This is a genomic window from Pseudoalteromonas sp. R3, assembly GCF_004014715.1.
GTDB lineage: Bacteria > Pseudomonadota > Gammaproteobacteria > Enterobacterales > Alteromonadaceae > Pseudoalteromonas.
On the sequence record NZ_CP034835.1, the window covers coordinates 1,266,111 to 1,288,900 of the forward strand.

General features: G+C 48.9%; 21 protein-coding genes and 2 pseudogenes. 11 read left to right on the forward strand and 12 right to left on the reverse strand.

The window, feature by feature from the left end; all coding sequences use genetic code 11:
• Positions 1-169: 169 nt before the first annotated feature.
• From speB to ELR70_RS10375, 3 genes and pseudogenes are all read right to left on the reverse strand, one after another.
• Positions 170-1,089: pseudogene (gene speB / locus ELR70_RS10365) on the reverse strand (agmatinase).
• Entirely contained in the window at positions 1,090-3,003 is a 1,914-nt protein-coding gene (gene speA / locus ELR70_RS10370; RefSeq protein WP_054016538.1) for a biosynthetic arginine decarboxylase, read from the reverse strand.
• 158 nt (positions 3,004-3,161) lie between these two features.
• Entirely contained in the window at positions 3,162-4,484 is a 1,323-nt protein-coding gene (locus ELR70_RS10375) for a hypothetical protein (RefSeq protein WP_054016539.1), read from the reverse strand.
• Positions 4,485-4,611: 127 nt separating this feature from the next.
• Here ELR70_RS10375 and ELR70_RS10380 point away from each other — a divergent pair, with 127 nt between their 5' ends.
• Positions 4,612-5,478 (forward strand): hypothetical protein, encoded by an 867-nt coding sequence (locus tag ELR70_RS10380; RefSeq protein ID WP_054016540.1) that lies wholly within the window; start codon positions 4,612-4,614, stop codon positions 5,476-5,478.
• A gap of 72 nt (positions 5,479-5,550) precedes the next feature.
• Here ELR70_RS10380 and phaC read toward each other — a convergent pair whose 3' ends face one another.
• From phaC to ELR70_RS10395, 3 genes are all read right to left on the reverse strand, one after another.
• Positions 5,551-7,320, reverse strand: coding sequence for a class I poly(R)-hydroxyalkanoic acid synthase (gene phaC, locus ELR70_RS10385; RefSeq protein WP_054016541.1), 1,770 nt, complete (start codon positions 7,318-7,320; stop codon positions 5,551-5,553).
• Between the two features lie 125 nt (positions 7,321-7,445).
• Positions 7,446-7,793, reverse strand: coding sequence for a phasin family protein (locus ELR70_RS10390; RefSeq protein WP_054016542.1), 348 nt, complete (start codon positions 7,791-7,793; stop codon positions 7,446-7,448).
• Positions 7,794-7,883: 90 nt separating this feature from the next.
• A complete protein-coding gene (locus tag ELR70_RS10395) occupies positions 7,884-8,633 on the reverse strand; it encodes an SDR family oxidoreductase (RefSeq protein ID WP_054016543.1) in 750 nt (249 codons plus the stop codon).
• Between the two features lie 610 nt (positions 8,634-9,243).
• Between ELR70_RS10395 and ELR70_RS10400 the strand changes: the two genes are divergently transcribed.
• The gene (locus ELR70_RS10400; RefSeq protein ID WP_054016544.1) at positions 9,244-9,639 is read left to right on the forward strand and encodes a rhodanese-like domain-containing protein; all 396 of its coding nucleotides are present in this window, start codon (positions 9,244-9,246) and stop codon (positions 9,637-9,639) included.
• A 55-nt stretch (positions 9,640-9,694) separates the two neighbouring features.
• On the opposite strand, the gene ELR70_RS10405 is transcribed toward ELR70_RS10400, so the two are convergent.
• Positions 9,695-10,738 (reverse strand): alkene reductase, encoded by a 1,044-nt coding sequence (locus tag ELR70_RS10405; protein ID WP_054016545.1) that lies wholly within the window; start codon positions 10,736-10,738, stop codon positions 9,695-9,697.
• A 127-nt stretch (positions 10,739-10,865) separates the two neighbouring features.
• Here ELR70_RS10405 and ELR70_RS10410 point away from each other — a divergent pair, with 127 nt between their 5' ends.
• From ELR70_RS10410 to ELR70_RS10420, 3 genes are all read left to right on the forward strand, one after another.
• A complete protein-coding gene (locus tag ELR70_RS10410; protein WP_054016546.1) occupies positions 10,866-11,447 on the forward strand; it encodes a TetR/AcrR family transcriptional regulator in 582 nt (193 codons plus the stop codon).
• A gap of 141 nt (positions 11,448-11,588) precedes the next feature.
• Entirely contained in the window at positions 11,589-12,278 is a 690-nt protein-coding gene (locus ELR70_RS10415; RefSeq protein ID WP_054016547.1) for a DUF4336 domain-containing protein, read from the forward strand.
• A gap of 158 nt (positions 12,279-12,436) precedes the next feature.
• The gene (locus ELR70_RS10420; RefSeq protein WP_054016548.1) at positions 12,437-13,345 is read left to right on the forward strand and encodes a winged helix-turn-helix domain-containing protein; all 909 of its coding nucleotides are present in this window, start codon (positions 12,437-12,439) and stop codon (positions 13,343-13,345) included.
• Between the two features lie 214 nt (positions 13,346-13,559).
• Here the strand turns inward: ELR70_RS10420 and ELR70_RS10425 are convergent, their stop codons facing one another.
• Both ELR70_RS10425 and ELR70_RS10430 read right to left on the reverse strand, forming a co-directional pair.
• The gene (locus ELR70_RS10425) at positions 13,560-14,372 is read right to left on the reverse strand and encodes a methyltransferase domain-containing protein (RefSeq protein ID WP_054016549.1); all 813 of its coding nucleotides are present in this window, start codon (positions 14,370-14,372) and stop codon (positions 13,560-13,562) included.
• Positions 14,373-14,379: 7 nt separating this feature from the next.
• Positions 14,380-15,135, reverse strand: a complete 756-nt coding sequence (locus ELR70_RS10430; RefSeq protein ID WP_054016571.1) for a Nif3-like dinuclear metal center hexameric protein — start codon at positions 15,133-15,135, stop codon at positions 14,380-14,382.
• Between the two features lie 232 nt (positions 15,136-15,367).
• Here ELR70_RS10430 and ELR70_RS10435 point away from each other — a divergent pair.
• From ELR70_RS10435 to ELR70_RS10440, 3 genes and pseudogenes are all read left to right on the forward strand, one after another.
• Positions 15,368-15,834 (forward strand): annotated as a pseudogene (locus tag ELR70_RS10435) (VOC family protein).
• 99 nt (positions 15,835-15,933) lie between these two features.
• Positions 15,934-16,095 (forward strand): hypothetical protein, encoded by a 162-nt coding sequence (locus tag ELR70_RS24840; RefSeq protein ID WP_164881444.1) that lies wholly within the window; start codon positions 15,934-15,936, stop codon positions 16,093-16,095.
• A gap of 298 nt (positions 16,096-16,393) precedes the next feature.
• Positions 16,394-17,053 (forward strand): calcium-binding protein, encoded by a 660-nt coding sequence (locus ELR70_RS10440; protein ID WP_054016551.1) that lies wholly within the window; start codon positions 16,394-16,396, stop codon positions 17,051-17,053.
• Positions 17,054-17,119: 66 nt separating this feature from the next.
• Here ELR70_RS10440 and ELR70_RS10445 read toward each other — a convergent pair whose 3' ends face one another.
• A complete protein-coding gene (locus tag ELR70_RS10445; RefSeq protein ID WP_054016552.1) occupies positions 17,120-17,824 on the reverse strand; it encodes a helix-turn-helix transcriptional regulator in 705 nt (234 codons plus the stop codon).
• 278 nt (positions 17,825-18,102) lie between these two features.
• Between ELR70_RS10445 and ELR70_RS10450 the strand changes: the two genes are divergently transcribed.
• Positions 18,103-18,453 carry a helix-turn-helix transcriptional regulator gene (locus ELR70_RS10450; RefSeq protein ID WP_235577125.1) on the forward strand — a complete coding sequence of 117 codons (351 nt, stop codon included), beginning with the start codon at positions 18,103-18,105 and terminating at the stop codon, positions 18,451-18,453.
• A gap of 74 nt (positions 18,454-18,527) precedes the next feature.
• Here ELR70_RS10450 and ELR70_RS10455 read toward each other — a convergent pair whose 3' ends face one another.
• The gene (locus ELR70_RS10455; RefSeq protein ID WP_054016553.1) at positions 18,528-19,670 is read right to left on the reverse strand and encodes a S8 family serine peptidase; all 1,143 of its coding nucleotides are present in this window, start codon (positions 19,668-19,670) and stop codon (positions 18,528-18,530) included.
• Between the two features lie 428 nt (positions 19,671-20,098).
• Positions 20,099-21,274 (reverse strand): type III PLP-dependent enzyme, encoded by a 1,176-nt coding sequence (locus ELR70_RS10460; RefSeq protein WP_054016554.1) that lies wholly within the window; start codon positions 21,272-21,274, stop codon positions 20,099-20,101.
• Positions 21,275-21,317: 43 nt separating this feature from the next.
• Here ELR70_RS10460 and ELR70_RS10465 point away from each other — a divergent pair, with 43 nt between their 5' ends.
• Positions 21,318-21,557, forward strand: a complete 240-nt coding sequence (locus ELR70_RS10465) for a hypothetical protein (protein WP_128064564.1) — start codon at positions 21,318-21,320, stop codon at positions 21,555-21,557.
• 432 nt (positions 21,558-21,989) lie between these two features.
• A complete protein-coding gene (locus tag ELR70_RS10470; RefSeq protein ID WP_054016555.1) occupies positions 21,990-22,772 on the forward strand; it encodes a hypothetical protein in 783 nt (260 codons plus the stop codon).
• Positions 22,773-22,790: the final 18 nt, after the last annotated feature.

The window sequence follows — 22,790 nt, forward strand, 5'->3', positions numbered from 1 at the left end:
AAAAAGAGGATACGAAAAAGGCATGGTTTGGGTGGTTTTTGTGCTTAAAGCAACAAAGCAATGTGTTTGTTTTTTCGTTTTTTGCTCGATGTCACAAAGCATATCTGTATGTGAAGATAAACTAAATCCACTAATGGCAAAATATAAAAGCGCCCGAAGGCGCTTTAAATTATTTGTGGCGAATGGCCCATAAATGGAGCAATTCGTAGGCGATGGTGGCCGCGGCGATAGACGTCAGCTCGCTCTGATCGTATGAGGGCGAGACTTCCACCACATCCATACCAACGATATTAACCCCTTGTAGTGCACGCAGGATCTTCAGCACTTTGTCGCTGCTCAGGCCACCACATACCGGCGTGCCGGTGCCAGGTGCAAAGGCCGGGTCCAGGCAGTCGATATCAAAGGTCAGATAGACCGGAAGCTCACCGACTCTGGCCTTGATCTGCTCAGCAATGGTCTGGGCATCCATATCATTGGCCTGCATCGCATCGACCACGGCAAAGCCATGATTACTTTGCTCGAACTCAGTACGGATCCCCAGTTGAATGGAGTGCTCCGGACAGATCAGTCCTTCTCTGGGGGCATGAAAAAACATAGTGCCATGGTCATAACGTGAGCCCTGACTGTAGGTATCGGTATGGGCATCGAAATGCACCAAGGCCATTTTGCCATGTATCTTCTGATGCGCCCGTAACAAGGGCAGGGTGACGAAGTGGTCGCCGCCCAGTCCGAGTAAGGCTTTACCCTGATGGAGGATCTGCTCTGCCGCCAATTCCAGCTGCGCGGTAAAGTATTCCGGATCCCCACCGGATAAGTAAAGTCGCCAGCATCGTGCAGGCTAATTTTGTCCCACAAAGCAAACTGCCATGGATAGCGTTTACCTTCCCAGGCTAAGTGAACCGAGGCACGGCGGATCGCATCCGGCCCCAGACGGGCACCGGGACGACCTGAGGTGGCCAAGTCAAATGGCAACCCCAATACCACCACGTCGGACTCAATATGGGCGATATCTCGCACCATGGGCTGACGCAAAAACGTCATGCCGTTTGAGTATAACGAGTGGTCACAATGGTCGAACAACTGCTTCACTTAGCACTCCTCCAGATAGGTGTAGCCTTCCAGGCCCGACGCAAGTTCGGTCAGGCACATGGCCCGATCGGCCTCTTCCAGTCGGGTATTCACCTGGGCAATAAAGTTCTCTTTAAATGCTGCTACGTCCAGATGTACGTAACGCATCATATCTGCCACGCTGTCGCCTGCGTCGACGTCGTCCATTTGCAGCTGACCCTGCGCATCCACCCGGGCCACCACACTGTGAGTGTCGCCAAACAGGTTGTGCATGTCGCCCAGGATTTCCTGATATGCACCGACCAGGAAGAAGCCCAGCAAGTAGGGCGAATCCGCCGTGTACTCAGGCACAGGCAGGGTACTTTCAATGCCCTGACCATCGACATAATGATCCACCGCACCATCAGAGTCGCAGGTGATGTCGAGCAGCACCGCACGCTTTTTCGGCGCCTGTGTCAGGCCGCTCAGCGGTAGCACAGGAAACACCTGATCTATGCCCCAGGCATCGGGCAGTGACTGGAACAAGGAGAAGTTCACAAAGAACTTGTCGGCCAGTTTGGTGCCCAGCTCATCGATGATCGGACGATGAAAACGGTTTTTGTTGTCCATTCTTTGCTGCAATTCGTAGCAAATACGCAAATTTACCTGCTCAGCCCAGGCCCGTTGCTCCAGCGACAGCAAGCCCATGGCAAATTGCCCGTGCACTTCCGCCAGATCGCCTTGTGTGTCGTGATAGAGCTCAATCAGGGCTCTGTCGTCGCTTTGCTCACTCAGTGCCTGCCACGAACGCCACATATTGCGCAGTAGCTGTGGGGCATCGCTGGCAACCGCGCTCAGCTGCTCCGGCTGGTAGCTTTCAGTGCCTACTACATCGGTAATCAACACCGCATGGTGTGCCGTCAGCGCCCGGCCCGATTCCGAAATTATGGTCGGCATCGGCTGGTTATATTGCTGACAGGTATCACCTATGGTGTACACTACATTGTTGGCGTACTCAGCCAGGCTGTAATTCATCGAGTTATGCGACTGGCTGCGTGTACCGTCATAGTCCACCGCCAGGCCACCGCCCACGTCCAGGTTGATCAGGTTAGCGCCCAGTCTGCGCAGTTCGCAGTAAAAGCGCGCCGCTTCGCTTACGCCTAAACGTACATCACGAATATTGGCCATTTGCGAACCCAGGTGAAAATGCACCAGTTGCAATGCGCTCAGCATGTCTGCTTGTTTTAGCTGCTCAATCACAGTTAACACCTGAGAAGCGGACAAGCCAAACTTAGACTTTTCACCGCCGCTAGCCTGCCATTTGCCTTTGCCCTGCGACGCCAGACGAACACGCAAGCCCAGTCTTGGCGTGACATTAAGCGCTTTGGCTTCGGCCAGCACCAGGTCCAGCTCGGAGCGCTTTTCGAGCACGATATACACCCGATGGCCGAGCTTTTCGCCGATCAGCGCCAGACGAATATATTCGCGGTCTTTGTAGCCGTTACAGACGATTACAGCACTGGTTTTTTCACTCAATGCCAGCACGGTCAATAGCTCGGCTTTACTGCCTGCTTCAAGGCCCAGTTGCTTTCTCTCTTTGCCATCTTGGCTGGCTATCAGCCCTTCAACCACTTCTCTTTGTTGGTTCACTTTGATGGGGTAAACCAACAGGTAGTCTTTGGGATACTGGTAGTCTGCAATTGCGGTATTAAACGCCTGACAGATGTCATTGACGCGCTGCTCAAGGATCTGTGGGAACCTCACTAAAGCCGGTAAGCCATAGCCCTGCGCTTTAATCTGCGCGGCAATGTGTGTCAAAGTAACGGCGTGCCCCGGGTTATCTACTGTCGGCATGGCGGTTACCTCTCCCTGATCATTGATACCAAAGAAGCCCTGGCTCCAGTGGCGCACGTTGTAGCATTCACGTGCCTGCTCAGAAGAGATCAAATCTGTCATTAACGTTCCTTAACGGGTAAAAGTAATTTAAACAAGTATCGTGTATAGGGCGCATTAAACGGGCAATCGGCATGTGTGTCTAACAAGAAATTTTGCTCTTAACGAGTGAGCTTTTAACTGAATGAAGCAGGGCCTGAGCCAGACCCTGAAACGGGCCATCAGGACAACACGGTCCAGTTTACAGCCATGGCCATAGCGGCGGCATCGCTGTTACGCAGGTTATCGGTATAAATGATGTTAGGGTAGGCCTGTGGCGTGATTGCCGGATAGAGCAGGAAGGCCAGGTTTTGATTGGCTTCATCGGCCAGCGCTCTAATGCTGGAAGTTACTCCCAGCGCACAGGTTGTGGCCTGAGTGGCATCTTGTGTCAGCGTCCAGGACAGTAAAAAATAGTCCTCAGGCGCATGTTGCTGCATTTTTTCTAGCTGATTGTCAGCCATGGCTGCAACGGTGTTTTTGTCTGCATAACTGTTGTACACAGGTAAACTGCTGGCCGGGAAGAAGCCTTTGCCTGCACGTTTTCCGAGTTCTACATTACTGTCTTCTACAATCAGTAACACGGCGGCACTGCCTGAAATAAACTGCTTGAGTGTCAGTTGAGTCAGGTCGCTGCTGGCATCTGCCATATAGAGATGAGTCAGACCCGACAAGGCGTCAAACAGGCCATCCCACTCAGTTTGAGTGAATGGGCGATAATGTGTGTTCCCCACATCTGTATTTAATGCATGGGAGAGATTCAGGATCACCAGCTCGTTGTTGTGGGCAACAAACGCGTTGATGTCCGAGACAACCGAAGCAATAGACTGACCATTGGCGCCTTGCCAGGAACCAATCTGGCTAATCTCACTATAGTGCCCTGTGTAGTAGTCACCATCACTTATCACCGGACGTATATCAAAATAACGTGCACCCAGAATCAGCTGGCCCTGAAGGTTGGCACTTTGTGTCAGTGTATTGCAGCTATGGGCAAATGCAGTGCCTGAGGTATACACGCTCATACCCGAGTCATGAGAGCCGCTAATGCACAGGTCGCGCAGCTTTTTATCGCCAAGCAAGGCCAGGTTTTGACTCATCCAGCTTGCGCTTTGCAGGTTAGAACCCGTGTAGTCGCCGTAACGCCCGGCAAGAATAAAGCTCACCATGCCGTTGTGCTGCCAACCCAGCCTGAGCGTTGACCCGGCGGGATTGCCACTGGAGACCAGATTATCGAACACCACCTGAAGCTCAAAGCCCTTTTTCGCCCGGGCCTGAATCTGAAAACACGAGTGATGGCCATCGTTGATGGTGTAATAGACTTCTGCTGCGTCATCTTGCTGGTCATGAAAAATACCCTGATCCCATTCGACATAGACCCTGGTACTGGTTTTGGCCGCAATGGTGTCGGGAAACTCCCAGGCATTCATCTGGTATGCGTGCTGGCCCGTACGAGTCCAGTCCGAATCGGTACTATTGACGAGCGTAATAAATCCACCTTGCCCCATAATTAGTTCCTTACGCTGTTGGTTATGTTGCGAGAAAGTGTAGTGCTTCGCGCTCTGTTGACTATTACAGTGCATTACAACTGGGTCTGATATGTTATGGTGGACTGAGAGAAGCTCAGGAGGGGTCATGCGGATATTAATAGGTGCTTTACTATTGTGCTCACCCGGGTGGGCCACAGAACTGGTCTATCAGCAGCTTGAGCAACTGAGTGAAAAACGACAAGCCGTTGTCACTAGTTGGCTAACGCAGGGCCTTGAAGCTACCGAAAAGACCTTAGGACCTGTTGCGCAATCCCAGCTGCCCGTCAGGCTTCAAAACGTCTATTTAAGTAGTGAGCCGGTGCCCTGGGGAGCGGTTAACCGCGGGAATGTGGATGGCATCGAATTACATGTCAGTGCATTTGCGACAGAGCAGCAGTTGATCCGTGACTGGACCTTGTATCACGAGCTGGCGCATTTATATCATCCATTATTTGATTATCCCGATTTCTGGCTGGCGGAAGGGCTGGCCACTTATTTGCAAAACGTCATTATGCTGCATTCTGGAGTCATAGATGCCGATGAATATGTGCAGCGGATTATGGCTGGGCTGGAGCGTGGCCGCCTGGGTACCTGGGATACACCGGGCCCTCTGGCCAGAGTCAGTGAAGATATGTGGCGGCGCAGGGCACATGCTCGGGTATATTGGAGCGGGGCAGCATTTTTTATCGAAGCAGAGCTGGCTCTGCGGCAAAAAGATCCCAGCCTGACCCTGGTCGCTTTGCTCAAGCGCTATCAGGCCTGTTGCAGAGCGAGTGCCCCGGATGGTCAGCCCGACAGTGCAAAAGTGTTTCTTGCCCAACTAGACAGCTTGTCTCGCAGCAGTATTTTTAGCAACCTCTATCACAGTTATAAACTGAGGAAAGACTTTCCAAGGTTAAGTAAACAGGCCGTCAGGTTGAGTGGTTTACATATGGTGTCGGCCAATCACAGAGAGTTCACCCGGCAAAAGTGATTGATATAAGCCATCCGCTACTCCGAATGGCTTATAACATGAGAGATTGCGCGAGTGCAGCCTGGATTGGTACTAGATCTTAACTTTGACGTACTCACCGGGTGCCGCATAGATACCTGGGTTATCTTTTTTGCTGGTGGCCCGCTTAGGGATTTTTTCATCCACATATTGGCTTAACCACTTGCCCCAGTGTGGCCACCAGGAGCCGCTCTCGTGCTTGGCCTTGTCGAGCCAGGCATTGGCGTCACCAGTTGCGTCCGGACCATACCAGAAACCATATTTTTCAGCGGCTGGAGGATTGATAACCCCGGCAATATGACCCGATTCACCTAGTACAAAAGTGGTTTTTGCGCTGGTGTGTTGAATCCCCTGAAAGGTCGCCTGCCACAGCGCAATATGGTCATCCCGGGTCGATAACATGTATATCGGTTGTTTCACTTTGCTCAGGTCTATTTTTGTGCCTCTGACTTCTACCTCGCGTGGTTGTACAAGGCGGTTCTCCAGATACAGATCGCGCAACATAAAGTTATGACATTTTGCAGTGAGGTTGGTGCTGTCACCATTCCAGTAAAGCAGATCCAGATCCATGGGCGCTTCACCTTTGAGGTAATTATTAACGTAGTAATTCCAGTACAAACTGTTTTCGCGCAGCATGCTGAAAGACACACCCAGCAGGTGACCGTGCATGATGCCATTTTGCAGGTTGTATTTCTCCAGCGCAGAAATGGTCGGTTCATTGACGAAAACCCCAATCTCGCCGGGCTGTGAGAAATCCAGCAGCGTTGTCAATAACGTGGCACTCTTGATGCGATGCTTCATGCGTTTCGAAACAAAGTAAGCCATGGCGGTTGTGACCAACGTTCCTGCAATACAGTAACCTACTGCATTGACATAGGCTTCACCTGTTTGCTTTTCAATGGCATCCAGCGCGGCTATCACGCCATCTACAACGTAATCTTCAAAGCCGATTTCAGCCATGCTGGCATCCGGATTTTTCCACGAGATCATAAACACGGTATGGCCCTGGTCGACAGACCATTTTACCAGTGAGTTTTGTTGTTTCAGATCGAGAATATAGTACTTGTTGACATACGGGGGTACTATCAGCAGCGGCGTTTTAAACACCTCTTTAGTGGTTGCCTCGTACTGGATCAATTCGAACAGGTGGTTCTGAAATACCACGCGCCCCGGGGTGGTGGCAATGTCTTTACCTAACTCAAAGGCGTGTTCGTCAGTCATGCTGATACGCAACATGTCACCACTTTTGGCCAGATCTTTTTTAAACATTTCCAACCCTTTAATAAGGTTTTCGCCTTTGGAGTCCAAAGTCAGCTTAAGTAGCTCAGGGTTGGTGGAGATAAAGTTGCTGGGGGAGATTGAGTTGACGACCTGACGGGCAAAAAACTCCAGGCGCTCTTTGAGTTTGTCGTCCAGTCCCGGTGTTTCACGGATAGACGACAGTAAAGACTGACCAAACAACAAATAGCTTTGCTTGATGTAATTAAACCAGGGGTTGTCACGCCATTCATCGGCTTTGAAGCGGCGATCCCCGCGCTCTGTTTCGATGATATCAGGTTGTTCGGTATCGAATCCCTGACCCCAGGTTTGTTGCATGATTTTGATTTGTTCCTGCCACCAGTCAAACTGATGTTGAACAAAGGTTTCTGGCTGCTTCGCTATTTCGTTCAACCAGACACCAAAATCCCGGGCACTTTGCTCGTTCAGGGCTTGTTGAACGGGGTTTTCTTTGAGCAGGTTATTACTGAATATGGTGTAGAGATCTTGATTGTACTGCCACCAGGCAGTCAGCGTTTTATTAAGATCTGTGTTATCGGTATCCATTACTCGTGTCCTAATAGGCAAATTGATTGCACGTGTCTTGTGTCGTGTTTGGTATAGCGGATCAGCCACTACAAAAAACAGGCTAAAAAAATGCCCCCGCAACAGGCAGGGGCAGACGACAGCGATTAAGCTTTAGCAGTGGCTTTAACACTGTCTTTAGAGATAGCGTCAAGGTGCTCTTTGAACTCATTGCCAAGTTGAGTCAGCTTTTGACCGTCGTCGATCATTTGCTGGCTTAGCTTGTTCATCGCAGTAAGCTGGCTGGCATTGAAGTCGATGAAAGACTTAACATCTTTTACTTCAGCGGCAGTTTTCAGTTGTTCAACAGAGGTTTTAGTGAAGCTTTCTGTTGCATCAAGCTGGATTTGCGCCAGTTGCTCAATGTTTTTAGCAACCAGTTGGTTGAACTTGATTGCCGGAGAGAAAAACTGCTCGCTTTGCTCAGTAAAAGTTTTCATTAGATCGTTGTACATGGTGTGCTTCCTGTTTATCAAAAAAGTCCGTATAGGTAGCGTTACAGCCCAGGTACTTCAGAGCGTATGCTCAATCCTGATATACGCCGCTTAGTTCATATAAAGTCCGCCGTTAATCGCCAGCGTTTCACCTGTGATATAGCCTGCCTGATCAGACGCCAGATAAGCGACCGACTGAGCCACTTCACGTGGCGTGGCTAAGCGCTGCATCGGCACTTGTGCCTTGATGCTTTCAAGCACATCTTCACGCATTTTTTCGACCATAGGTGTTGCCGTATAACCAGGGGCAACCACGTTTACGGTCACGCCTGCGCGGGCGCCTTCGTAAGCCAGTGCTTTACTGAAGCCGATCATGCCGGCCTTAGCAGCTGAATAGTTCGCTTGACCAAACTGACCCTTTTGGCCGTTTACGCTCGAAATGTTGATGATACGACCTGACTTGTTTGCACACATGTGTGCAAAAACCGGGTGGGTCATGTTGAACATGGAATTGAAGTTAGTGTCGATAACTTCCTGCCACTGTGCCAGGGTCATCTTTTTGAATGAGGTATCCCGTGTGATGCCTGCATTGTTGACCAGAATATCGATGCGACCAAATTGATCAATAACATCATCGAGCTGCTGTTGGCAGGCCTGATGATCTGTGACATCCAAAAAGATGCCATGCACGGCTGCCGGGTTGATCGACTGCTCATTGAGCCAGGCGTCAATATCCGCTGAGGTACGACGCGGACTGGCAACAGCCACAACAAAACAGTTTGCATTTACCAGCTCTTTGACGATAGCTGAACCGATGCCACCCAGTGCACCAGTGACGACTGCGATTTTTTTGCTTTCCATATTGCTCTTCCGAACTTAAGGCGGCTCAACTATCGCACTTCTAAGCCACGTTTCCGGTTGTGTTTACACCAACCGAAAGGTTTACGAACTGATGTTATTGTCATTCGTCATTGTGACGAATTCATAACCGATATATTTAATTCTCAAGACAAATTTGCATCTGTTTATTCGTTGTTATTAGCGCGTTCCTTGTAAGGGGGCAATGCTCGTCAACGCAAAGCCTGATAAAAAATATAGCAAAATAGAGTAAAAGCTCAAGTTTTGAGTTGGTGTTCCTTTTTTACTTATAGTCGGAGCGAACACTCTCATCCAATAACCAGTAATAGATGCAAACTATGCTGGTGGGTATTAGACTATAGCCGCAGTTGTCTGACCAATGAGCCAGATCAAATAAATAAGTAATTGTAAAATAAATGGTAAGTTTTCAAAGTGAAAAATTGCCAAGTTGAATGGTGTTTCTGATGTGGGGAATTAACCTCCTTGCGGGAGGGGTATTCCTTGGTTTTGATTGTTTTGATTGTTTTGATGGTAAATTATTCCTTTGGGTAAACATACCGTGGCTTTGCTATGCTTGCGATTAGCAGAAATTCTAAAAGACATAAGGTGTTATATGATTAAACAAGGTTTATTTTTGTTGTTTGCTCTGGTGAGTTTATTTGCTCAGGCTGCCACAGAGAGCATCACCCAGCAGGCGTTATTGCGAAATCAGATGTCGGCTCAGCCCCATGTCATTGTAGATGTAAGAAGTGAAAAAGAGTTTGAGGCCGGGCACCTGAAAGGCGCGATTAACATCCCTTTTGATCAAATCACTCAGCACCAGTCTTTGCTGGCAACACTAAAACCCCAGACGCTGGTGGTTTATTGTCGCTCGGGACGCCGGGCAGCCATTTTTGAGCAAGCACTGATGGAGCAGGGGTTCAGCCTGTTGCACCTTAGCGGCGATTATCTTAGCTGGCAGGCCGAGCAACTTCCGGTGATAACACCGACAGAGCCTGCCGGGCAGTAGTGCGCACCAGAGCAAGTGTGCGGGCGCCTTTCACCCGCATCGAATTTATATGGTATTACACCAGGCTTGTCAGCATGTCTTCGGAATAAGGGGTCAGCGCGTCACCTTGTCTGACTTTTTCCACATAGTCTGGGTTGGCAATGAAAGGTCTGCCAATTGCCAGTAAATCAAAGCGTTCGTCACGTAGCGCCTGCTCGCCAGTTTGTGGTGTAAAGCCACCCACACCGACCAGGGTTTTACTGTAATTTGCTCTGACATAGTCCGAGACTCTGCCACCCAGAAAATCGAACTCCATGGCGTCGTCAAAAATACCAATGTGCACATAAGCCAGTGTGCGCTGTTCCAGTTGTGCCAGCAAATAGTCAAAGACCGGTTTGTCGCGTGGATCTGCCTGCATATTAAAATAGGCACCCGGTGTCAGTCTGACAGCTGTTCGCTCAGCGCCAATGCGGTTACTGATGGCGTCGATAACCTCCAGCGCAAAGCGGCTCATGTTTTGCGGCGTTTCACCATACTCATCAGTACGCTTATTGCTGTCATGATGCAAAAACTGGTCAATCAGGTAACCATTGGCGGCATGAAGTTCAATACCATCAAATCCCGCGTCGATGGCGTTGCTGGCTGCCTGTGCATAATCTGCGACGAGCACTGAGATCTCTTCAACCGTGGCTGGCGTGGGGGTGATGTAACTCAAATCGCGCATGCGTGGCACTGTACCTTCTACTTTTTCTGCGCTGGGAGCCAACACTTTGTCACCGTCAAAGAAATGCGGGTGCGCAACCCGGCCGGTATGCCACAACTGAGCAAATATTTTGCCGCCGTTGGCGTGAACAGCATCTGTCACTTTGCGCCACCCAATTATTTGTTCAGGTGTAAACAGGCCCGGTGTATTTGGGTAGCCTTGCCCGTCGGGTCGAATAATTGTGGCTTCAGAAATGATTAAACCAGCCTCTGAGCGACGCGCATAATATTGTGCCATGGCGTCGGTCGGCACCAACTGATCATCAGCCATACAGCGAGTGAGTGGTGCCATTAAAATACGGTTTTTCAGTGAGATTTTGTCATTTAATGCATAAGTTTCAAACAGTTTGCTCATCATAATAGGACCCGGTTAGTTTTTGAATGCTTATTCAAGATATGATCATTTGAACGAGCGTTCAAGTATATTTTGAACATTTATTCAAAAATGAGTAAAATGCACTATGCCTGAACAGGAGAAGAAAGAAATGCGCAGTGCAGAATTTGACAGAGAGCAGGTGCTCAGGGCCGCGATGACGGCATTTATGGAAAAGGGGTATGCAAAAACCAGTATGCAGGATCTCAAAGCTGCAACGGGTTTACACCCGGGGTCTATCTACTGCGCGTTTCAGAATAAGCGCGGTCTGTTGCTGGCGGCTCTGGAGCAGTACAACCGGGATCGTGGTGATGAGTTACAGGCGTTGTTTTCACAGCACTCATCTGCCAGAGCAGGGCTTTCAGCCTACCTGACTCATGTCGTGGATGAATGTGTGAGTTGCGAACCACAAAAGTTGTGTCTGACGCAAAAAGCGCTGAACGAGCTGGCCGAGCAGGATGCGGAGGCCCAGGCTATTCTCAGTGAGCAATGTGCCATGTGGCGTAATGCTTTGTGTGCAGTGTTTGAGCGTATTGCCGAGCAAGGTGAGTTGACAGGTACGCGCTCTCCTTTGGACAGAGCGCGCGGCCTCATTGTCAGTATTTACGGGTTGCGTACCTTTGCTCATACGCACCCAGAGCCTCAGGTTATGCGTGATTTGGGTGCGCAAATACTCAAAGACGTTTGTCAGTAAACTAAAGTGTACGTGTCAGTTTGGCGGGCTCTGTGGCGAATTGGATAAATTATCAGCAAGTATGCTAGTCTCAAATCTCATTACTTTTTCTTATTTTTAATTAATTGGCTAAGGGGAAGTGAGATCCCCAGGGAGATGACCATGAGACAGCTGGACGACAATATTTGGATCTTCGATGGTGAAGCGGTATCTTTTTTCACCATGCCTTTCACTACCCGAATGACGATAGTACGTTTACCTTGCGGCGGATTGTGGGTACACAGTCCAATTCGCCTGACACCTGAGCTGCGTGAGCAGGTCGATTCGCTTGGGCCCGTGACCTATCTGATTGCACCCAATCACCTCCACCACCTGTTTATGGCACCCTGGCAGGAGGCCTATCCACAAGCGCAAACCTTTGGTACACAGGAAGTCAAAGACAAGTGTGAGACACTCAGTTTTGATGATATCCTTGATAACGACCATCATTACCCCTGGGATAATACACTGAAAACGCTGCTTTTTACGGGCTCACCGGCAATGGAAGAAGCGGTGTTCTATCACCCTGAAAGTGGCACGTTACTGGTCACCGATTTGATTGAAAATTTTGATCCCCAGAGCCTGAACACCTTCCAGCGCTTTGTGGCAAAAGGCGCGGGTGTGGTCGCACCTGAAGGCCAGACTCCACTAGACTGGCGACTGAGTTTTATTTTCCATCACGATACGGCGAGGGTGCATTTACACAAGATGTTAAGCTGGGCGCCAAAGCGGTTGGTGATGGCACATGGCCTCATCATAGAGGAAGACGCGGTTGCCTTTTTACAACGGGCATTTGACTGGTTGGATAAATAAGTTTAATTGTTTGATTTTATTATTTATAAATCGAAAATTCGAAACAAAGTATTGCACCAGTAAGACCAAAGTTGATAAGTATTCAAGTGTTTGTATCTGGTATGTGAATAAAAAATCCGCTACGCTGGTGCGATAATAACAAGAATATTGTCAGGGTTATGGAGTTTCAATTCGCCAACGCGCGTTTGAATGTTGCTACGCAGTGCGTCATCATCAATCAGCGGTCAACGCAGCTGGATGACCGCGCCTTTTTGCTTCTCAATTATCTAATACAGCGCCGGCCACAGGTTTGCTCGCATGCCGAATTGGTCAAGTTATTGTGGCCAAATACTGTGGTTTCAGATTGGTCATTGCCTAAACTGGTTTCAGATCTGCGCAGCCAGTTAAACCGCGCAGGGATACAACAAAATTGCATCGTTACCGTACGTGGTCAGGGTTATCGTTTCGCACCTGCCATCGAGGTCACCGAGCATCAGGCGACAGGCTCTTTAATGGGGACGGTGGGCAGTACTGATACCGCAACGATGACGGCTCAGCCGATGCAAATGATGTCTTTGCGAGAGCACAATGCCTTGCCTGCCCGATATTGGTTACCTGTATTGGTGATCGCCTGTCTGTGCTTCGTTGGCCTGATGACGCATAGCACTGAACAGACGCCAATATTGCGTCATGGTGAACCGGTGGATGCTATCGGGCGGATACTTTGGGTGGACGACAACCCACAGAATAATCTGCAGGAAAAGCGCTACTTTGAGCGCCACCATATTGGTGTCTATCCCGTGAAAACCACTGAAGAAGCCTTATTGTTGTTACAAATGTATGAGTACAACTTGATTATTTCTGATATGGGCAGGGCCCAGGAGCCTTTGGCGGGGTTGAAATTGTTGCAGCAGCTCAGAGCATCCGGTAATCACACACCGTATTATTTCTACACGCTGATCGACAGTCAGGAGATGCTGCAGGTGATCGAAAACAGTGGCGGACAAGGGGTTGCGACTCAGCGGCCACAGCTCTATGGTAAAATATTATCTCACTTTGCTACAAAAAATATAGACTTAAGTGATTGAAAATAATGCTTTTCAAAATGATTCAAAGGACAGGTGATGACTTTTTCGCTGCGCTGTGCCACGGTTAAATTGTTGCTCTCCCGACCTTTGGCATTGACATACATTCGCTGAGCAATGTGGGTGTATGGCGACAGGATTAAAGACCTGAACACATGTCTCGGCCCTGGCACTGGATTATAGGTGCCAGGGTCTTTTTTTATGGCTATTGTTACCTTCAAGTTGTGTGATGGCATTGCATCATTAAATGTGTATACCTGCCAAGTGAGGCGTAGGGCTCTTGCTGATTATATTTGAGTTCCAGTGCCAATAGTGCGTCAAACTGACTGTTCGCTTTATCTGATTCCCGCAAATAATCATGAAAGCAACGTACACCTGACTGACTCAATTTTTGCAGGGGTAAAGCGCCGAGCCAATTGTTTACATCATCCGGCTCCAGTGGTCGGTTGGGGCTTAGCCCGACTTTCTGCTTGACCTGTAAACCATTAAGCACATAGTCAAAATTGCCATACACCATGTTGGCCATGCGCTGAGCTGCACGATTGTAATACATTAAAGACAGATAGCCCTCAGTGGTTAACCTGTCTGACAGCAGTTTTAACGCCTTTTGTTGTTCAGTCAGCCATTCCAGTACAGCATGGCAAAGTACCAAATCAAACTGACCCAGGTTCAGATCCGGCAGTGCCTGTAATGGGGCATGGATCAGGGTAAGACGGTCGCTGACGCCCAGGGTTTCGGCCTGTGTTTGAGCCTGAGCCAGCATCTCCTTTGAGATATCTATCAGAGTGACGTGATGGCCCTGCTGTGCCAAAAACATCGCCAGCTGGCCCTGGCCGCCACCAACATCAAGCACCGTTTTTTCGCAGTCGACACCCAGCCAGGGCACATGTTGGATTAGGTCTCGCTGGAGCACTGCTTCTCTCAGTTTGCCCTTTGATGTGCCATAAATGTTATTTTTAAATTTACCGGTTAACTCGCTGAAATTGCGATCCTCATTTCTGTTGAGGGTGCGCTGTTTATGTCTTGCCATGGTGCGATTATACCGGGTTGTCGATATCAACAAATTCGACATCCAGACCGAACTGCGCAGCCAGGTATTCTCCTAAAGCTTTGGCACCGTAGCGCTCGGTAGCATGGTGTCCCGCTGCAAAGAAGTGGATCTGTTGCTCATTTGAAGAATGAATGGTCTGTTCCGACGCTTCTCCTGTCAGATAAGCATCGATCCCCTGACTGGCCGCCAGATCAATAAAGCTCTGTCCACCCCCTGTGCACCAGGCAATGGTCTTGATCAGGTGATCGCCCGCCTGGTTGAGTAGTGGTTTACGGCCCAGCTTCTGTTCAATCAAAGCGGCAAAGTCGGTCGCAGCCATGGGCTCGCTCAGTTTGCCTTTTACTGCCACGCTGTTGCTGTTCCAGGGTTCCAATGGACGCTCAAGTGTCAGGCCCAGCAGCTTACCCAGTTGTGCGTTGTTGCCCACCTCAGGGTGCACATCCAGAGGCAGGTGATAGGCCAACAGGTTTATGTCATGCGCGAGCAAGCTTTGCAGGCGGCGCTTTTTCATACCGGTTACTGTTTGGTCTTCGCCTTTCCAGAAATAGCCATGGTGCACCAGTATGGCATCGGCTTGTCTGTCGATTGCTGCGTCAATCAGTGCCTGACTGGCAGTGACACCGGTGATCACCTTGCGGATCTCGGTTTTGCCTTCAACTTGTAAGCCGTTTGGGCAATAATCTTTGATTTGAAAAGGCTTTAGATATTCATTGAGGTGATTTACCAGCTTTTTACGTTGCATCATGCTCTCACTGTCGGACATCAAAAAGACCTAGTTTAGCGTTTTTTACAGTGGCGAAAAAGCGTTAACCCAAATTCACAATCATCGTCTTGACGTCCGACACTCGACATTTGACTGAACTGGACTAGCTTTAAGAGATGCAAATGCCTGACGGCAGTACCACTTTAAAGAAGGGCATGTACCTATGCCGTTTTGTAGGGTGGCGCTGCCTGCAATCTGTGAGGAAATCACCATGACAGTTTCAGCGATACCCGATGGCTACCATGCCCTGACGCCTTATTTAATCACCGAAAATGCTGCACAAGCTATAGAATTTTATCGTAAGGCTTTTTCTGCCGAGCTGGTTATGCAGCTGCCCATGCCTGATGGTGGTGTAGCGCATGCAGAGCTGAAAATTGGCGACTCTCATCTGATGTTATCTGATATGTGCCCTGATATGCACTTTAAAAGCCCGCAACAGTTAGGCGGGACACCAGTTAGTCTGATGCTGTATGTACCTGATGTCGACAGTACGTTTGCTCAGGCTGTTACTGCGGGGCGACCGAGCTTCGTCCTGTCGTTGACCAGTTTTACGGTGACAGAGCCGGGACGCTGCAAGACCCGTTTGGTCATGTCTGGACAATTGGAACGCACCTTGAAGACTTAAGCGAAGATGAAATTATGGCGAGAATGTCGGAATGGATGACGGACGATTCTTAATTAAAGTAAAATAATTGTTGATTTATTGTTTTTGAAATGGCACGTTATTCTTGTTGATTTATTCAGCGATCATAAAATATTCAACTCAAGGAAAAGAAAATGAAATTACAAATTAAAAAGTCAGCACTAAAGCGCCTTACCGACACACAACAGCTGGCACAGCAGCAGACTCCTAATGTAGCAGGCGGTGCACCATATACTTATCGTTGTCGCCCTGCTGAATCTGAAACTGGTAACCGTTTCTGGGCATGTATGTGCTAATAGCATGATGTAAACTGCATACTGTTTTATCTGAGCCCGCTTGATTAGGGCTCTTCTTTGGTTCCAGCATCCCCAGAAAAGTAGAACTGGCGTATATCGAAGCACTCCAGCAATATTCTCTGTACAATTACACCTCACCATTTGTATTAAGCAGCTAAACTTAAATGAGCTCCCTGTGTTACATCTGCACATTGTGTCCACACTGTGTCGCTAGAGTGACAGTAGGTGATCTGGTCAGTACAGCACCTCAGCTTTCACTCAGCCAGATTAAACAACGCTTTCAAAAGGGTGTAGGGATATGGTTAAGCGGGTCTTAGTGGTGTTTTTATTAGGTCTTTTGGGTTTGGTCGGTGCGCGCGGTGCGATTGCATCCGATGGCGTGTGTGTCGGGTTAGGTGGAGGCGCTGTAGTCGAATTAAAGCGCATGTCTTTGCGTGCAGTGAAATCTGTCAGACACATCGTGGTGCTTAATATTGTTGGCACGACGGAGGCAGAAACGTACCGGCTAACCTTGGACGGTAGGCGCATTAAAGTGATGAGAGCGACCTCGGACAGCGCGAGCTGCGTGTTTATCTATGCCAATCAGGTTGAGCAAATTCACGTTTATCTGAGCGAAGGCGACGACAGCTACGACGGTCGCGCTATGGCCATCGAGCAACATGTCTGGGCCGGTAGCGGCGATGATGAGGTGATGGGGGGGCGCGGTGCGGATCGGTTATTTGGTGGTGTCGGTAATGATGAACTGAGAGGCTTTGCTGGTCGTGATAAGCTCGTTGGTGGTACTGGAAATGATGTGTTGATCGGCGGTGGTGATAAAGATGTGCTCGAAGGCAGAGATGGGGATGATATTCTTGCTGGTGGTACAGGCTATGACATACTTAATGGCGGCAGCGGACGCAATCAGCTCTTTCAGGGAGACATAGTAACCAGCGCAAAAGAGCAGGGGGCACAGTACTGAGCGCCGGCATCTCAACAAGCCTGGTAACACCACCGGTTAATATATGGATAGCTAAAAAATCTGCTTTTAAGCCAAATCTTTACCTATCCACACCACTTTGCCGATGATTTCTAACTGTTCCAGCTCGTCAGCGCGCACCACCTGTTCGACGTATTCTTTATTGTCACTGATCAATCTGACAGAGCCATCCAGATACTGTTGTAGCCGTTTTGCATATAACTCTTCACCGAGCCTGACTACATAGATCAGGCCTTCACTGAGTTTTTTGTCACTCAAGTCAACCAAAATAGTATTGTTGTTGTGGATGGTGGGTTCCATCGAGTCGCCTTTTGCAAATACCACAGCCAGCTCACTCTTATCGAGATTTTTATAGTCTATCCACTTCTTTCTGAAAGCGAGGTGGCGGGCAACCTGAGCGTTGTCATTAAACGCGCCATGGCCGGTACTGACAGACACATGGTAGCCAGGTACTAACACAAAGGCTTCGTTAAATTCATCCAGTTTAACCAGAGGCTGAGTGATGATGGGCGATTGTGGACAATCTGTGGTTGTTTCGCCCTGGATAAGCCACATCAGATCTACATTCGCAACCTGAGCAATGCGTGCAACAATACTGAGCTTAGGATCCTCTCCTTTTAATATGCGTCGTAAAGTTCCTTCCGAAATATCAATTTTTGACGCGAAGGCGCGAATGCTATGCGGCTTAATTGCATATTCAACGCGCTCTGCAAATGCTGAGATGTCAGCTTCGGTATTAAGTTGTTTTTCCATTGTTTTATACCACGCCCTAGGATGTCCCATTTTTAAGCAATATGGCATTATAGGAACTTGGCTGAGAAAAGGCAATTCAAATTTTTACGCAAAATTTTGAATTTTACGCATTGATCTGCGTAAATAATTACACTATTATCTTTCATAAATTACGCATTGGCGGTGTTTTAAGGATTCAGTCCGCGTTAACGGCCTTTGCTGATAGTAGATAATGACCCAGTTGCATTGATTTGCACGGGGCACATGACAAGATTGCGTAAAAAAGTAAGGAAGTGGATATGACCAGCACAGTAACCTGCAACATCCCAACAGAAACAGTGATCAACCCGTTCGCAATGGGAGGGTCCATGCCGTCGCAGCACGCAGACAATACCGAGCAGTTTGATCTTTTAAGAGCGCCTCGTGGTGCCCAGTTATTGAAATATGCACGCAAATTAAGGGGGTATACTCAGGCTGAATCAGCCGCGAGTTATGGTATCGAGGAGCGCACCTTAAGACGCTGGGAGAACAATGAATTTAATCCAAGGTGGAATGATGTCATTTCTTTGCTGGAGGATGTTTACTTTATGGATATTATGCAGGCGATTGCAGGTGTCAGGTCAATGCAAGCACAGGGAAGAGTGGTTTAACACGGTTAATGATTGCTGCTGCCCACAGGGTGTTGGCAGCAGTTCAGTGCACAGACCGAACCACTGCCAGTCACTTATAAGTGTACTATGCTGTCGGCATTGCCATCCGGATCACCGGATGCGCGGCCATCTGTTCTGGGGTTGCCATTGCTCATCATGATCACGGCACAAGCAGCGGGTGATGCCATCGAGGTACCTGACATTGTGGTTGTGCCTCCACCACTGCGTGTAGATAAAATACTGACACCAGGTGCGGCGTAATCTACCGGAGGGTTACCATAGTTTGAAAAACTCGCGAAGCGATCATTAGCATCTGTGGCCGAGATAGTATAAACACGCGGGTGTGAAGCACTGGCTGGTGAGACATTGCTGGCATGCTGGCTTTCATTGCCCGCCGCAATCACAAAGAAGGCGCCTGATTGTTGTGCTGCGCTTTCAACAGCATCGTTTAGCTCCTGGTTGAAGCCGCCACCAAGGCTCATATTGACACAGTCACCGGGTGATGCGTTGGCTGCAACATGGTCAATACCGGCTAAGACACCTGACCAACTACCAGAGCCCCGGGAATCGAGCACTTTGACTGGAACGACGGTGGCGCCTGCAGCGACACCGACAACATCGATGCCATTATCTAGCGCTGCAATGGTACCTGCGACATGGGTACCGTGACCATTCCCATCGTCCACACCGGCATTCTTTCCTTTACTAAATGCGCTGAAGCCTCGGCTGCTGTCCACATTGAGGTCGTTATGGTCAACATCAATACCTGTGTCTATGACCCAGGCTGTATAGCCACTGCCATCAATTGGACCACCTACTCGGCTGACACTCCATGGAATGGTCTGGCCTTGCGAACCACCACCGCCTGGCTTTCCGAGTTTTTTTGCCGGGCTGGCATACACGGCGCCGTCTGGGGTAAAGCGCATTGAAGCAGACTCAGCGGCAAACGTTGCACGTGCCTGCTCGCAGCTCATATTGACTGCCATGCCTTTCATTGCATGTTTATAAATGTGTTTTGCCTGAGCGTTTGCACGAGCCAGCAATCCTCTGGCCTTACCCTCAACATCCAGCTTTTCTGTTTTATCGTCAAATCTGACGATGCAGGTATTGTTGATAGCCAGCTGAGCGGCTGCTCCCTGATAATCGGGTTCAGACGCTGATACTGTGGCACTGGATAGAGCACTTACAATCGATAAGCAAATTAAAGAATGTTTCATTCGTTTTTCCTGTTGTCATAAAGGTAATTGTTTTTATTTGGTTAACTCTATGTGTCGAGTTGTTTTAAAAGTTAGATTTAAATGAATAAAAGTCAAACAGGTTGAATAAAAAATCTCATCTGGTCGGATATGTGGTATATATCATTCTAAGCATTAGTGTTTATAGAAGTGATTATACTTTCTTTTACAGTCCCTAATTTCGCTTAGATTTTTAAATATTGACACAGGGTGGAGGTAGCTGCCGCAGATGATACGTCGGTTTATAACCCAATTTTGAATAAGTCTGCGTAAATTATTGCGCGTTTAGTGCAAGTATCTATCGGACTGGCTACCTGAGACGTTTTTCCGACTTCAGTGTGCGTTTTTGTGCGTAAATTAGTGAAGTAATGAGGAGCGGAAGCCCGAGTGGGCCTCCGTATGGTGGGCGATTAGCTGCCGAATTCGGCCTGGTGAAGTTGGAACACTTCATTGAGTACCACAGTCGTAGCACGTTTGAAGAAATTGAAGTCGGTGGCTGTTGCACTGGTGTACGCACCCATCATGCGAGTGATGACCAGGTCACCATCTTCCAGTTGCGGCAGTTCAACGGCGTCACAGATCACATCTATGCTATCGCAGGTTGGCCCAGCCAGTACGCTTGGGTAAAGCACATCAGCGGTTTTCAGCGTACGTAGCGGGTAACATGCCATGTCGAACATCAGCCCACTGAAAGAGCCATAAATTCCGTCGTCCAGATAATACCAGGTACGGCCTTCACGCTGTGCCTGTCCCATCACCGACGCAACGCAGGTCATCGCACCGGCAACAATAAACCGACCTGGTTCGGCAATACGCTGTACCGTCTCTGGTAGCTCGGCCAGTGCTGCGTTGATTGGCGCACAAAAAGCACGAATATCTACCTGGTTGCTGGCATAAGATACCGGGAAACCTCCGCCGATATCCAGGCAGCTTAGCGCAGGCAGTCCTTCAGCTACTACGTCGTCCATCAGCTGCTTGCACGCCTGAATAGCCGCGACATATTTGTCGGCATTGGCGGTTTGCGAGCCAACATGAAACGACAGGCCCTTCACCCGAATACCCCATTGCTGTGCCTGACGGATCAGGTTCATTGCATCGGCCGGGCTGCAACCGAACTTTTTCGACAGATCAGCATAGGCCTCGCTGTTACGAAAGCTTAGTCGGATCAGCACTTCGGCCTGCTCGGCAAATTCGCGAAACTTAGCCAATTCATTTTGGTTGTCGACCACAAACACCTGGCAGCCGTACTCCAGTGCATCAGCAATGTCACTGCGACGTTTAATTGGGTGCGTATGAATCGTGCACTCAGCCGGAACCCCTTGCTCACGGACCAGGTCGACTTCACCGCTGGTTGCCAGGTCAAAACAGGCACCCAGTTGCAGCAAAGTGCGTACTACTGCCGGATGAGGTAAAGGTTTTAACGCATAGTGTAAACGTACGCCAGGCAACGCTTCGGCAAGTGCCAGGTATTGATCACGTACTTGCTCGCAGTCGAGCATCAACAGGGGTGATCCGTACTGCGCAACCAAATCGGTTACAAGGGTAGCGTCGATATCAAAATTTTGTACTTGAGGCTGAATAGGCATAGCGACTCCAAATAGTATCAGCGAATAACGACCTGCAGGCTCTATGTGTGATCCGTGCTTGTTTGTGGTGCATGGGATCACCCTTTCAGGTCTTGAGCAAAGCGACTCAGGTATTGACGACGCATCAGCGTATTACCTTTACCCGAACCAGTTACAGATCCTGGATAGTTGCTCTATCGCCTTGCCACGGGGTGACCACATCATGACCGGCTCATTGACCGTCATGCTAAACACACCACCGCGATGTACTCGGATTGGCTATCTTCAGAAAACACGCAAATAGTAGGGGGCATGTTGCTGTTGTGCAAGTCTCATTTCGACGAGAAATTTTGCTTCTGAGTGACAAATTTATTTGTTGTGGATCAAGCTTTGCCCGCTTATGAAAGAGAGAAAAAATCACCTTCGATGAAGTTTCATTATTTTTTGAACAGAATAAAACAGGGTCTCTTAGGGGCGAGTTTTGAAACACTAAGCAAAACTGTGCAATGCTTAGGGTGCTAGTTATAAGTCTCTTTATGATATTGAATTAATTGGATATTTTTATGAGTTAAACAAGTAAGCCTACTTGTTTTTGAAATTTGTCGGACGTGAATTTCTCTTGCTATGGTGACCTCAGTTAGCAAGCAAGTGTTCGGCATTCACGTGAATATCGGCTCTGCACTGCGAAGTTTAAACATCACTATTTTTACTCGTTACTTTCTAAAAGGACATAAACATGAAAACCTTATCTTTATCACTAGCAGCCGCTGCATTATTCAGTGCTTTTGGTAGCCAGGCTACCGCGTATCAGAATGTATTTGATACAGACGGCTACGAGCGCCTGACTAACTACACATCAGGTCCGGTTAGCTCGGCTTTGCTGACAGGTGAGTTTGCGCACAACTTTGAAGCGCAACTTGTACTACGTGGTGAAGGTGCTTACTGTGACTCTGCAAACCTGTACTCAGCAAAAGACGGTAGCCATGTTGCCAACCTGGGTGTGAAGACGATTGCGGACCGTAACACGGTGGAAATGGGGGTTGCCATTCCAGAAGCGGCGCTGACAGACAAAAAAGTATTGCACGTCAGCTGTTATAACGCTGCGGGTGACTGGTACAACGTATTGGTTAATGTACCGGGCGCGCCTGTTGTCGACTGGCAGATTGAGCTGACACCTGCCGGTGATTTTGTTCATCAGCCATACTCGTATGGCTATCACACCGCGTATCACATCAGCAGTCGCCTGACTGTGGACAACCAGAATAATGATGCACGCTGCAGCGTCCTGGCAGATCGCGGTGTATCTCTGGGCTTGTTCCATGGTGAAGACCGCAAGGGTCCATTCCATTCAGACGTGTTTACTCTGGATACTGTGGTTGAGAACAAGGCGAAGCATCCTGTGCTGTATCAAATCCTGGAATGTGAAAACGCAGTGGGTAAAACTATGGCGGTGAAGGTCTTTAATCTGACGGATCCAAACAGCATTTATACTTATGAAGATCAGCTTATCGTCAAGTAAGGCCAGATTGTTCACCGC